Annotated in this window: 10 protein-coding genes and 1 pseudogene; 3 read left to right on the plus strand and 8 right to left on the minus strand. The window is 53.8% G+C overall.

Annotated features, from left to right (window positions below; translation table 11 throughout):
• Positions 1 to 227: 227 nt before the first annotated feature.
• The 8 genes from gltA to ACI3UA_RS03720 form a co-directional block, all read right to left on the minus strand.
• Positions 228 to 1,628: an NADPH-dependent glutamate synthase gene (gene gltA, locus ACI3UA_RS03685; protein ID WP_439723482.1), complete on the minus strand. Its 1,401-nt coding sequence runs from the start codon at positions 1,626 to 1,628 to the stop codon at positions 228 to 230.
• 5 nt (positions 1,629 to 1,633) lie between these two features.
• Positions 1,634 to 2,473, minus strand: a complete 840-nt coding sequence (locus ACI3UA_RS03690; RefSeq protein ID WP_439723483.1) for a sulfide/dihydroorotate dehydrogenase-like FAD/NAD-binding protein — start codon at positions 2,471 to 2,473, stop codon at positions 1,634 to 1,636.
• A gap of 37 nt (positions 2,474 to 2,510) precedes the next feature.
• Positions 2,511 to 3,266 (minus strand): methylenetetrahydrofolate reductase, encoded by a 756-nt coding sequence (locus ACI3UA_RS03695; protein ID WP_439723484.1) that lies wholly within the window; start codon positions 3,264 to 3,266, stop codon positions 2,511 to 2,513.
• A 27-nt stretch (positions 3,267 to 3,293) separates the two neighbouring features.
• Positions 3,294 to 4,961 (minus strand): formate--tetrahydrofolate ligase, encoded by a 1,668-nt coding sequence (locus ACI3UA_RS03700; protein WP_439723485.1) that lies wholly within the window; start codon positions 4,959 to 4,961, stop codon positions 3,294 to 3,296.
• A 173-nt stretch (positions 4,962 to 5,134) separates the two neighbouring features.
• Entirely contained in the window at positions 5,135 to 5,998 is an 864-nt protein-coding gene (folD, locus tag ACI3UA_RS03705; RefSeq protein ID WP_439723486.1) for a bifunctional methylenetetrahydrofolate dehydrogenase/methenyltetrahydrofolate cyclohydrolase FolD, read from the minus strand.
• Between the two features lie 36 nt (positions 5,999 to 6,034).
• Positions 6,035 to 6,901 carry a 4-hydroxybenzoate octaprenyltransferase gene (locus ACI3UA_RS03710; RefSeq protein ID WP_439723491.1) on the minus strand — a complete coding sequence of 289 codons (867 nt, stop codon included), beginning with the start codon at positions 6,899 to 6,901 and terminating at the stop codon, positions 6,035 to 6,037.
• A 49-nt stretch (positions 6,902 to 6,950) separates the two neighbouring features.
• Entirely contained in the window at positions 6,951 to 8,411 is a 1,461-nt protein-coding gene (locus ACI3UA_RS03715) for a menaquinone biosynthesis decarboxylase (RefSeq protein ID WP_439723487.1), read from the minus strand.
• A 142-nt stretch (positions 8,412 to 8,553) separates the two neighbouring features.
• Positions 8,554 to 9,528, minus strand: coding sequence for a polyprenyl synthetase family protein (locus tag ACI3UA_RS03720; RefSeq protein ID WP_439723488.1), 975 nt, complete (start codon positions 9,526 to 9,528; stop codon positions 8,554 to 8,556).
• A gap of 188 nt (positions 9,529 to 9,716) precedes the next feature.
• Here ACI3UA_RS03720 and ACI3UA_RS03725 point away from each other — a divergent pair, with 188 nt between their 5' ends.
• The 3 genes and pseudogenes from ACI3UA_RS03725 to ACI3UA_RS03735 all read left to right on the plus strand — a co-directional run.
• Positions 9,717 to 11,543, plus strand: coding sequence for a methyl-accepting chemotaxis protein (locus ACI3UA_RS03725; protein ID WP_439723489.1), 1,827 nt, complete (start codon positions 9,717 to 9,719; stop codon positions 11,541 to 11,543).
• A gap of 109 nt (positions 11,544 to 11,652) precedes the next feature.
• On the plus strand, positions 11,653 to 12,636 hold the full coding sequence (locus tag ACI3UA_RS03730; RefSeq protein WP_439723490.1) for a site-specific integrase: 984 nt from the start codon (positions 11,653 to 11,655) through the stop codon (positions 12,634 to 12,636).
• A gap of 39 nt (positions 12,637 to 12,675) precedes the next feature.
• Positions 12,676 to 12,962 (plus strand): annotated as a pseudogene (locus tag ACI3UA_RS03735) (hypothetical protein); the annotation flags it as partial.

The raw sequence follows: 12,962 nt of genomic DNA on the forward strand, positions 1-12,962 counted from the left end.
ACCAAATCATTTTATCATTTTCATTAGTTTATCACAATATCGGCAAAAACATCAATTTTTATCTATTGGAACGATGTAATTTTTGCCGTCACAATAAATGGCATTCCGCACATACATTATAAAAAAGGCACGGCCTGCATGGCCGCGCCCATAAATGTACAACTCGATAGAAAATCGTTGCAAAATGCTAAATCATATCGCTATAGCATATACAACTGTGTCGACTGCTATTTCTTCGCTTTGAGATACTTGTCAATGGCAGCAGCCGCCTTCTTGCCTGCTCCCATGGCCAGTATAACAGTGGCCGCACCGGTGACAATATCACCACCGGCAAAAACGCCTTCCTTGGTGGTGGCACAGGTTTCCTCGTCCGCAATAATATTGCCCCGCTTGTTGGTGTCCATGCCCGGCGTAGTGGAAGCCACAATAGGGTTCGGGCCGTTGCCGATAGCCATAATAACGGTATCCACAGACAGCTCAAACTCAGAGCCTTCCACAGCCACAGGACGGCGGCGCCCGGAAGCATCAGGCTCCCCCAGCTCCATGCGGATGCACCTGAGCCCCTTTACCCAGCCGTTTTCATCACCGAGGATTTCTACAGGATTGTTCAGCAGCTTGAACTGAATCCCCTCTTCCTTGGCGTGATGCACTTCCTCGGCACGGGCAGGCAGCTCCGCCTCGGAACGACGGTACACGATGTACACATTCTCAGCACCCAGGCGCAGGGAGGTACGTGCCGCATCCATAGCCACGTTGCCGCCACCTACTACCGCCACGTTCTTGCCGATGGCAATCGGGGTAGCATGGTTCGGGAAATCGTAGGCTTTCATCAGATTGCAGCGGGTCAGGAATTCATTGGAAGAATACACGCCGTTGAGGTTTTCCCCCGGAATGTGCATAAAATGCGGCAGTCCGGCTCCTGTACCCACATACACGGCATCAAAGCCCATCTCCCCCAGCAGCTCGTCAACAGTGAAAAGGCGTCCTGCAATGGCGTTTACCTCGATGGTAACCCCCAGCTTCTGGAGATTTTCCACCTCGCGCTTCACGATTTTTTCCTTCGGCAGGCGAAACTCCGGGATGCCGTAGGACAGCACGCCGCCAGCTACATGCAGAGCCTCAAAAATCGTCACCTTATAGCCCAGCTTTGCCAGGTCACCGGCACAGGACAGGCCGGAAGGGCCAGCACCAATCACTGCCACCCTCTGAGCATCCTCCGCAAACTGGATTGGCTGGATTTCCTCATTCTTTGCCAGCTGATAGTCAGCCACAAAACGCTCCAAACGCCCGATAGCTACCGGCTCACCCTTGATGCCCATGACGCAGTGCTTCTCACACTGATTTTCCTGCGGGCAGACGCGTCCGCAGACTGCAGGCAGGGAGTTGGACTCCTTGACAATCTCGATGGCCTTGTCAAAGTCACGCTCCTTGATTTTGCCGATAAAGGCAGGAATATCCACCTGCACCGGGCAGCCCTCACGGCACTTCGGCACCTTGCAGCCAAGACAGCGGTTGGCCTCAGCCACAGCTGTTTCCTCATCATAGCCCAGGGCTACCTCCTGAAAATTGCGGGCACGAACCTGAGGGTCCTGCTCCGGCATCTTGTGCTTTTCCATTACTAATGCCATTTTCCTTACCTCCCCAGCCCGATATTGCAGATATGCTCTTTTGCCTGTGCTTCCTGCGGACGGAACATGCGGCTGCGGGCCATCAGGCTGTCAAAATCAACCAGATGTCCGTCAAACTCAGGGCCGTCCACGCAGGCAAATTTCATTTCGTCACCCACCTGCACGCGGCAGCCGCCGCACATGCCGGTACCGTCAACCATGACAGGGTTCAAGGAAACAATGGTCTTTATACCAAGAGGGCGGGTAGCCTCTGCCACGCTGCGCATCATGACGCCCGGGCCGATGGCAGTAACCTGGTCGATTTTCTCGCCCCTGTCCACCAGCTGCTGCAGGGCGGTGGTAACAAAGCCCTTTACGCCATAGGAACCGTCATCGGTGGCAATCAGCACCTCGTCGGAAATGGCGCGCATCTTATCCTCAAAAATCAGGATGTCCTTGGTCTTGGCTCCCAGAATGGAAATCACCTTGTTGCCTGCCTCGTGCATGGCGCGGGCAATAGGATAAACAGGTGCCACGCCGATGCCTCCGCCGATGCAGACAATAGTGCCCATATCGCCGCTGATTTCCGAAGGCTGACCCAGAGGCCCGACAAAATCAAGAATATACTCCCCCTCATTCTTGCCTGCCAAAAGCTGGGTAGAGGCTCCCACTACCTGAAAAATCAGGGTAATGGTGCCTGCCTCCCGGTCAAAATCCGCAATGGTCAGCGGAATGCGCTCCCCCTCTTCGTTGACGCGCAACACGATGAACTGCCCTGCCCTCGCCTTTTTCGCCACCCTCGGCGCCTCAATGTCATAATGAAAAATTCCGGGCGAAAGCTCCTGCTTCTTCAAAATCTTGAACATCTTCATACTCTCCTTTTACATAAAAGCGGCGGCTGAACTACTCCGGCTTGTTGCCGAGAATCCCCTCCAGATATGCCTGCAAATTCCCCTTAATCGGCATAAGATAGAGATTGTCGCCTGTAGTTTCGATGAAGCCCTTTACCTTTCTGCCAAAGTAAATGCTCCATTCCAGAGTTGGCTCAAAATCCTTTGGGAAAATAACATTGTTCTTCAATTCCCAATAGCTCTTGGAACGCTCAGAGGTAACCGGCGTAATACCCCAATACACGTTTTGCCCCTGCATCATGTCAGCATACATTTCCAGCATCCGCATATCAAAGAAAGGCTGGGTGAAAAATCCCACCGCACCTGCCTGCAGCTTGCGCTGGATGCGGTACAGCTCCTGACGCATGCTGCCGCGGTACTGGTCTATGCCGGCATACACCTTTACCTCCGGCATTTCCTGATGAAATTTCTGGATAACATCAGTCGTCACAGTAGGATAGAATTTATGGCTCATATCCTGCGGCGGATCCCCCTCGATGACCAGCACCTCCGTAATGCCGCTCTGCCGTAGCTCCGGCCGCATGGCAAGAGGCTGTGTCAAATCAACGTCAATGGCCCTGATATGGGGCATCACCGCCGGATAAAAATCCTGGGCAATGGCCGCCCCCTGCCAGCTGCGGGTTTCAAACCGCAGCAAATCAGGAATATTGATTAAATCCACCCCATGAATATTGTCCTTTATCATCTGCAAATCCTCGCGCAGTCCCTCAGGACTGCGCGGAACCAGCTCAACCGAAATCCTCCCCACTAAAACATCACATCCCCTAATAAATTTTTAGAACAGGCCTGTAATCTTGCCCTGCACATCAATATCCATGTTCTCAGCAGCCGGTTTCTTCGGCAGACCCGGCATGGTGAGAATATCGCCTGTCAGTGCCACGATAAACCCGGCACCGGCAGAAATCCGCAGTTCTTTGACAGTGATGCGGAAGCCCTCCGGGCGCCCCAGCCTGGTCGGATCATCCGACAGGGAATACTGGGTCTTTGCCATGCAGACAGGCATCTTGTCGAGGCCCAGCGCCTCAATCTCAGCCAGCTGCTTTTTGGCAGGGCCGGTGAAGTCCACGCCGTCAGCACCGTAAATCTCTTTAGCAACGGCCTCAATCTTCTCAGGAATGGACTGCTCCACCTCGTACATAAAGCGGAAATTGCTCGGCTTCTCCATGGCTTCCATAACCTTGTCAGCCAGCTCCAGGCCACCTTCGCCGCCCTTTGCCCATACCTCGGACAGAGCCACGGAAGCACCCATAGCCACACACTTTTCCTCCACGAAGTCCAGCTCTTCCTTGGTATCCGTCGGGAAGGCGTTGATAGCCACCACAGCAGGCAGGCCGAACTTCTGCACATTCTCAATGTGCTTGGTCAGGTTGGCAAGCCCCTTCTCCAATGCTTCCATATCAACCTTGCCCAGCTCCGTCTTCGGCAGACCGCCGTGCATCTTCAGAGCGCGGACGGTAGCCACGATAACCACCGCATCAGGGTGAATACCGGCAAAGCGGCATTTGATGTCCAGGAACTTCTCCGCACCCAGGTCAGCACCAAAGCCGGCCTCGGTTACCACCACGTCAGCAAACTTCAAGGCAAACTTGGTAGCCATGACGGAGTTACAGCCGTGGGCGATATTGGCAAACGGGCCGCCGTGGATAAGGGCAGGCGTGCCTTCCAGTGTCTGCACCAGATTTGGCTTGATGGCATCCTTAAAGAGCAGGGTCAGGGCACCTGTCACATTCAGCTCGTCAGCGCGGACGGCACGGCCGTCACGGGTATAGGCCACCACAATCTGTCCCAGGCGCTTCTTCATATCCTCCAGGTCAGAGGACAGGCAGAGAATGGCCATCATCTCGGAGGCCACGGTAATGTCAAAGCCGGTTTCCCGCGGCACGCCATGAGCCTTGCCACCCATGCCGATAACCACATGTCTGAGGGCGCGGTCATTCAGATCCAGCACACGCTTCCAGGCCACCCGGCGCACATCAATATCCAGCGCGTTGCCCTGCTGGATATGGTTATCAATCACTGCTGCCAGCAGGTTGTGGGCAGTGGTAATAGCGTGGAAATCACCGGTAAAATGCAGGTTGATGTCCTCCATGGGCACCACCTGGGCATAGCCGCCGCCAGCGGCACCGCCCTTCAATCCAAAGCATGGCCCCAGGGATGGCTCACGGAGAGCCACGGCCACCTTTTTGCCCTGCTTGTTCAGTGCATCAGCCAGGCCGACACTGGTAGTAGTCTTGCCCTCACCGGCAGGCGTCGGATTGATAGCGGTTACCAGTACCAGCTTACCATCCTTGTCATTCTTTACCTTGTTCCAGGCATCAAGGGAAATCTTGGCCTTGTACTTGCCGTACATTTCCAAATCGTCCTCGCAAATGTCGAGTTTTGCAGCAATCTCGCGGATATGCTGCATCTGAGCTTCCTGGGCGATTTCAACATCAGTTTTCATAAATACAATTCCCCCTAAATATACTAAACATAAATCTTATTTTATAACAGCAGTATGGCTTGCCCCAAACAATGCCATCTGCCCATTATCAGCATCAGCAGGCATTAAGAAGCACCGGTAACACCGGCAGGCTGATCAGAATCAGCAGGCGCCGGCGGTGTCGGTACGGCAAATTAATCTTCCAGCTGCAGACGTGCCGCCTCCACGGTATTCTGCATCAGCATGGCGATAGTCAGAAGTCCCACGCCGCCCGGCACAGGCGTAATGGCACCAGCAACCTCCTTGACAGCCTCAAAGTCCACATCCCCCACCAGCTTCTTCGGAGCGATACGGTTGATACCCACATCGATAACGGCCGCACCCGGTTTTACCATGTCGGCAGTGACAAAATTCGGCCTGCCCACGGCTGCCACCAGAATATCAGCCTGCCTTGTCACCTCGGCGAGATTTTTTGTTCTGGAATGGCAGATGGTCACCGTAGCGTTTTTGCCCAGCAGCAGATGCAGCATCGGCTTGCCCACTATGTTGCTCCTGCCGATGACCACCGCATTGGCACCCTCGATAGGAATACCGGCCAGCTCCAGCATCCGGAGACAGCCATGAGGCGTACACGGCACCAGCGCCTTCTGGCCTGTTACCAGCCTGCCCACATTCACCGGATGGAAGCCGTCCACATCCTTCAGCGGGCTGATTGCCTCCAGCACCTCTGACTCGTATGGCTGCAAGGCCTTCGGCAGCGGCAGCTGCACCAGAATGCCGTGAATCTTCTCGTCCTTGTTCAGCCGGTCGATTTCCGCCAGCAGTTCCTCACGGGTAGTAGTTTCAGGCATCTCAACTCCCTCGGAATAAAACCCAAGCTCCGTGCATGCCTTATGCTTGTTGCGGACATATACCTGAGAAGCAGGATTTTCGCCTACGATAATAACCGCCAAACCCGGAGTAATCCCATACTTTTCCTTCAGCTCGGCGGCCTTCTGCCCCGCTTCCTCACGCAGCTTCGCGGCAAAAACCTTGCCCTCTAATAATCTTGCAGTCATACAAAAAACGCTCCTTTCCACGGAGAAAAATATAAATTACAAAAGCACATCCAGCAGCGTACAGATAAAAATCGCCACTGACACGATGCCGTTGTGTACATAATAACGGCGTGTAAAAGCCCGAAAGCCCCTTACATCAATAATCCTGTGCTGATAGTACAGGGTTCCCCCTGCAATCCCCACACCTATATAGTAAAAATCCCCCAGTCCCAAAAGCTGTCCCAGATAAAAGAACACCGCCAGGGTCACCACATGGGTAAGCTTTGCCAGAAGCAGGGCCTTTTTCGCCCCCAAAAGAGTAGCCATGGAGTGAAGCCCATGCCGCTTATCAAACTCCTCATCCTGGGCGCCATACACCACATCAAAGCCGCCAATCCACAGCACCACTGCCAGAAACAGCACCACCATGGCATACTCCACCTCTCCTGTCACAGCCACCCAGGCACCGGCAGGAGCCATGGCCACCGCCACGCCGCAGATATAGTGGCACAGGCAGGTGAGCCGCTTCATATAAGGGTAGACGACAAAGGGCAGAGCCGCCACCGGCAAAAGCTTTATACAGACCGGATTCAGCTGCAGCACGGAAAAAATCAGCACAGCAAAGCAAATGGCCAGCAGGAGATAAACATCCCTGTGGGTAATCAGCCCTGCAACCATAGGCCTTTCATTAAATCTCGGCTGATCCTTGTCATACTTCAGGTCAATCATGTTGTCCAGTGCCAGTGCCGCACTGCGGGCCGCCACAATAGTCGTAGTCACCCACAGCACCGTCCACCAGTCAGCTGCCAGCCCGTGCAGCTTGTTTGCCAGAAGCACAGCCATATAGGCAAAGGGCAGGGAAAACACAATCTGGTAAAAAGCGATATTGCTGAGATGGGCATCTATTTTTTGCCAAAACGTCATATTGTTCACATCAATCTTCTCAAAAACCTCGTCCTCATCACGGTTCAATCTAGTCAAGGCCCAGCGCCTCCCATTTCCTGTCCACCATGGCCTTGACAGCCTCATCCATCACAATCTCGTCCGGCCATTCGCGGGTATGCCCTTCCTCCGGCCAGGTCTTGGTAGCATCTATGCCCACCTTGGTACCCCACTTCGCCATCGGCGAGGAATGATCCAGCACATCCAGCGGCCCCTCCATCATCACCAGGTCACGCTTGGCATCGATGTTGTTGAACACACGCCACCAGACTTCCTTCTCGTTCTGCACATCCACATGGGCATCCACCACGATAATCATCTTGATGAACATCATCTGCCCCATGCCCCACAGGGCATTCATGACCTTCTTGGCCTGCATCGGATAAGTTTTCTTGATGGAAACAAAAATGCAGTCATGGAACACACCCTCCAGCGGCATGTTGATATCCACAATCTCCGGAATGGCCTGCTGCAAAAGCGGCAGGAACAGCCTCTCCGTGGCCTTTGCCAGGAAGCAGTCCTCCATCGGCGGCTTGCCTACAATCGTGGCCGCATAAATCGGATTCTTTCTGTGGGTAATGCAGGTAATGTGGAAAACAGGATAATAATCCGCCAGCGAATAATACCCGGTATGGTCCCCAAAAGGCCCTTCCCAGCGGCGTTCATCCACATCCACATAGCCCTCCAGAATAATCTCCGCATCGGCAGGCACCTCCACATCAACAGTCTTGCACTTGACCATTTCCACGGACTTGTGGCGCAGGAAGCCTGCAAACACCATTTCATCTATATCACGGGGCAGGGGCGCCGTAGCCGCGTAGGTTACGACCGGATCAGTGCCGATGGCTACAGCCACCTCCATGCGCTGACCGCCCATGGCCTTGGTATCACGGCAGTTGTCAGCACCGTTCTTGTGAATGTGCCAGTGCATACCGGTGGTACAGCTATCGTATTTCTGCAGGCGGTACATGCCCACGTTGCGCTTGCCGGTTTTAGGATTCTTCGTAAAAACCAGCGGCAGGGTAATGAACCTGCCTCCGTCCTGGGGCCAGCACTTCAAAATCGGGAACTTGTCCAGGGACGGATTATCCTTGATCACGACCTCCTGACAAGGTGCCTTCTTGACATATTTAGGGAAATTAATGGCCTTCTTTGCCATAGGAATAATCGACAGCAAATCCGTCTTGTGGGACAGGGAAATATACGGCAGCTTCAGGATTTCCCTCATCTCGTCCGCCACATCATCCAGCTTTTCCACGCCGAAGGCGATAGCCATGCGCTCCATGCTGCCAAAGGCATTCATCAGCACCGGCATGTCATAGCCTTTGACATTCTCAAACAGCAGGGCAACATTCTTGTTCCCTTCCAGCTTGGAAACCCTGTCCGTAATCTCCGTAATCTCCAGCTCGCAGTCAACCTCTGCCTGTATTCTTTTCAGCAGGCCGCGACGTTCCAGCTCTGCTATATATTCCCGTAAATCTTTAAACGCCATCTATTTTCTTTCCCCCTATTATCTAAAAAATAAAACAGCATACCTATTCATTATAACTTTAACACGGAAAAAACTCAATAACAAAAATAGTCCTCCCACCTTGGAAGGACTATCACCGCTGATAAAAATTATAAAGTACGAATCAGAATTTACGGCCGCCCACAAAGCTGACCACCATGCGGTAGGATTCCCGGATTTCCTCCGGCATTTCCTCCGGCAGTACGGCTATGGCGCCATGCAGAAACTCCTCCACCTTTTTGCGGGTGAACTCTATGCCGTCACTGGCGCGGACAATCTCCAGCGCCCTCTGCACCATCTCCGGCGTCATGTTCCTGTCCGTCACGATACGGCGAAGCTCATCCCTGTCTGGACTGACCTCCAGCGCACGGATGGCCGGCAGGGTGACAATCCCCTGCAGGATATCATTTCCGGCAGGCTTGCCCAGTGTCTTATCGTCGCTGGTCAGATCCAGCAGATCATCGGTAAGCTGGAAGGCCATGCCCACATTGTAGCCGAAATCGTATAGTGCCTGAACCTGGCTCTCCGGCAGCTTCGCCACATCGCCGCCCAGCTGGCAGGCGATAGCAATAAAATTGGCAGTCTTCTTGGCGATGCGCTCAAAATACTCCTCCACATCGCAGGAGGCGTGATAAATTTCCTTGTTCTGAATGAGCTCCCCGGAGCTTAAATCGCAAATCAGCCGCGCCAGCTGCCTGTCCACCCGCTTGCTGTAGTTGTTCTCCGCCACCAGGGCAAATGCCTTGGCAAAAAGATAGTCGCCGGCCAGAATGGAAATCTGGTTGCCCCATTTGGCGTTGGCGGTAGCAGAGCCGCGGCGGGTGTCTGCACTGTCAATCACATCATCATGCACCAGTGACGCCATGTGCATCATTTCCAGCGCTACTCCCAGAGGCATTGCTTCCTGCAGGGAAAAGTTCTCCCCACAGCGCGCCGCCAAGAAATAAATCGCCGGTCTGAGGCGCTTGCCGCCCGAAGCCACCAGATGGGTGCCAATCTCCGTAATAATCTTTTCCGGCGCGCTGACAGCCTCCTGCAAGGCAACCTCCAGCTCAGCCAGATCACTTTTAATCAAATCAAACATCTTGTTTGCCAACACATATCACCTGCAAATATAAATCCTCGCGTTATTAAAACGCGACATACCAATTCTACTACAGTTTGCATATTTTCGCAAATTATTCTTGAAATCCCAAAAATCCTAGTCAAATTTCCCACAGATGTGTTAAACTATAGGAGGAAAATTATGTATAAATTTATCTTAATGATACACAAGGGGATAGGATTATGTTACAAAGGCTTTTTTCAAATTTCAATCTTACCAAAAAGCTGACCATCAGTTTTTTGCTGCTGGCACTGGTTCCTGTTGTCATCGTCACTGCTCTGTCCATGAACACCATGTACGGCGAGCGCATGGAGCAGATCGACCAGCACAACATCTATTTGTCCCGCCTGAAGGCAGGGGATATGGCTGAAACCTTCATGAATCAGGCCAATTTCATGGAAGCTCTCAGCGAAACAGAGGCCATCCGCAGCATGGACAAGGATCGCATGGAACGGCTTCTGCAGGTGGCCAAAAAGGATTCGCCTACCGTGTCCAGCCTGTTTGTCTGTGACACAACCGGCCAGCAGGTTGCCAGGGATTCCGGCAACTACGTGAACGTGGCCGACCGTGACTACATCAAGGCAGTTCTCCAGCAGGGCAAGCCATACGCCTTCAGCGATGCCACCATCTCCAAGGCCACCGGCAAGGTGATGATCATCGCCGCCGTGCCTGTCAAGGACGAGAATGGCACCATCATCGGTGCCATAGCCTCCACCTTCAACATGGACACCCTGCAGACACTGCTCAACGAGAACACCAACATGCTCAATGACCGCAAGGAAGTCATCTACCTGACCGATTCCAAGGGCAATGTCATGATTCACCCTGAGCAGAAATTCGTTGAGACCATCACCAACTGGGCTTCCATGACGCCTGTCCAGTCTGCAGCATCCGGCAAGGCTACCGCCATGGAATACATAAATGGCGACGGCACGGACTGCCTGGCCGCCTCCGCACCAGTTGGCAGCATGGGCTGGAGCCTGGTTGTGGAGAATGACCGGGCCGAGGTAATGAGCGTGCTCTATACCGCTATCATGCAGGTAGCTGTCGTCGTACTCATACTGCTCATCGGCGTGCTGGTATTTGCCAGGCTGCTGGCCGGTTCCTTTGCCCGCCCTATGAAGGAAATGGAAGAAAAGACGGAGCTGATGGCTGACGGCGACCTTACCGTACACCTTGATGTGCGCTCCAATGATGAAATCGGCCATGCAGCTGCGGCCTTCAACAGGATGGCAAGGCAGATGAACGATGTCATGGGCAAGATTGCCGTTGCCGCCCAGCAGGTGGCCAGCGGCTCCAAGAACATCTCCGATGCCGGCAACATGCTGGCCAAGGGCGCTTCCACCCAGGCTTCCTCCGTGGAGGAGCTCTCCGCTTCCATTGCTGAAATCACGGCTCAGACCACCGGCAACGCGGAAAACGCCACTCACGCCAACGAGCTGACCAAGGAGGCAGATGCCAAGGCACAGGCAGGCAACAAGCGCATGGAGGAAATGCTGCAGGCCATGGCCGACATCAACGAGTCCTCTGCCAACATAGCCAAGATTATCAAGGTAATTGACGAAATTGCCTTCCAGACCAATATTCTCGCCCTCAATGCCGCTGTGGAGGCCGCCCGGGCAGGCCAGCACGGCAAGGGCTTTGCCGTTGTTGCCGAAGAGGTGCGCAATCTGGCGGCCCGCTCCGCCAAGGCGGCCAAGGAAACCACCGATATCATTGAAAAATCCATTGACACCGTCAATGCCGGTACGGAGCTGGCCCGCGGCACTGCCGAGGCTTTGAAGAGCATTCAGGAAAGCATCGACCGCATCACCGGCCTGGTGGGAGGTATTGCCGACGCATCCCAGAAGCAGAGCTCGGCTCTGCAGATGCTGAATCAGGGCGTACTGCAGGTATCCAACGTGGTGCAGAACAACTCCTCCACCGCCGAGGAATCTGCCGCAGCCTCCGTACAGCTCAGCGCACAGGCGGATCTTCTGCAGGAAGCTGTACGCAGGTTCAGGATTTAAGATATTCAGTGCTGTTTCAGCGGCAATACTGCTTTCAGGGCATGTATTGCCGCTTTGTTCATTGTGGATTGCCCAGGAAATTGCACATTACAGAATTGCAGGTGATAAAATGAATATCCGCGATGATTTTCTGCTTTATGACAATAAGGACATCAACCAGAATGTCCTGCTCTCCGCCAAGAGCAAAAGGCGCATGAAAAAAGCAAAATCAGATAATACCCTGAAATCCTACTCTTCCGACTGGAATGACTTTACAGACTGGTGCGAAGCAAACGAGCTGTGCCCCCTGCCCTGCAAGCCGGAAGACATCGTAAACTATATCAATGATTTAGCTGACCATGCCAAAGCAAATACCGTTTCCCGGCGGGTGACTGCCATTTCTGAAAACCACATCGCCGCCGGCTATCAGGAAAGCAACCCTGCCAAGCACGTCATGGTGCATAACGCCATGCGGGCCATCCGCAGGGAAAAGGGCACCTTCCAGCACGGCAAGTCACCTATCCTCATGGAAACCCTGCCCCTTCTGGCGGATATGCTGACGGGAACGGATCTGGTGACGCTCCGGGACAGGGCCCTGCTGTTTCTAGGCTTTGCCGGGGCATTCCGCCGCTCGGAGCTGGTAGCCGTACAGCTTGAGAATTTGACCTTCACCACCCAGGGGCTTGTGGTGTTCATCCCCCAGTCCAAGGGCGACCAGATGGGAAGCGGCAGTCAGATTGCCATTCCCTACGCACCGGACAGGGATGTGTGCGCCGTAAGGGCCGTAAGGGCGTGGATAGATGCCGCCGGCCTCACCACCGGCCCTCTGTTCCGCGGCTTCAAGCGCAATCGCCAGCCCCGGGAAACACAGCTTAACGACAAGGCGGTGGCCACCATTGTCAAGCATTACATGGCGCGCCTGGGGCTGAACCCTGACGATTTTGCAGGCCACAGCCTGCGCCGCGGCTTTGCCACCAGTGCCGCCCAGCACGATCTGGACACCCTGTCCATCATGCGGCAGACCCGGCACAAATCCGAAAAAATGGTGCACCGCTACATTGAGCAGGGCAATCTTTTCAAGGAAAATGCTCTCAACAAGATGTACGGGAAATAAATCTGCAGTCAAAACCTGAAAATCTGAAAGGAAGGTTATATGAAAAATAAGCTCATAATCCTCTTTGGCGTCCTTTTGATACTGTTCGGCGGCTTTGGCTATGGCTATACCTACATGTTTGACCACCGCGGGGCCGACAATCTTTCTGCCTACTGCGATATTGACTTCAAATCCGACGTGGATGAGAAGGGTATCGTTTCCACCGCCAACCTCACCATACTGGATTACCGCTTTGACGGCAGCAAGCTGAAACCGGCCCTGCTCCTGATTTGTGATGATGATATTTTCGACATGCAGGCCAGCATCCGGCAGACGCCGCCCAGCTA

The sequence above is a fragment of the Anaerovibrio sp. genome (assembly GCF_051866355.1).
Taxonomy (GTDB): Bacteria; Bacillota; Negativicutes; order Selenomonadales; family Selenomonadaceae; genus Anaerovibrio.

Coding starts and splice junctions, on each gene's coding strand:
- gltA (WP_439723482.1), bottom strand. CDS start 1,628: ATGGCATTAGTAATGGAAAAGCACAAGATGCCGGAGCAGGACCCTCAG.
- ACI3UA_RS03690 (WP_439723483.1), bottom strand. CDS start 2,473: ATGTTCAAGATTTTGAAGAAGCAGGAGCTTTCGCCCGGAATTTTTCAT.
- ACI3UA_RS03700 (WP_439723485.1), bottom strand. CDS start 4,961: ATGAAAACTGATGTTGAAATCGCCCAGGAAGCTCAGATGCAGCATATC.
- folD (WP_439723486.1), bottom strand. CDS start 5,998: ATGACTGCAAGATTATTAGAGGGCAAGGTTTTTGCCGCGAAGCTGCGT.
- ACI3UA_RS03710 (WP_439723491.1), bottom strand. CDS start 6,901: ATGACGTTTTGGCAAAAAATAGATGCCCATCTCAGCAATATCGCTTTT.
- ACI3UA_RS03715 (WP_439723487.1), bottom strand. CDS start 8,411: ATGGCGTTTAAAGATTTACGGGAATATATAGCAGAGCTGGAACGTCGC.
- ACI3UA_RS03725 (WP_439723489.1), top strand. CDS start 9,717: ATGTTACAAAGGCTTTTTTCAAATTTCAATCTTACCAAAAAGCTGACC.
- ACI3UA_RS03730 (WP_439723490.1), top strand. CDS start 11,653: ATGAATATCCGCGATGATTTTCTGCTTTATGACAATAAGGACATCAAC.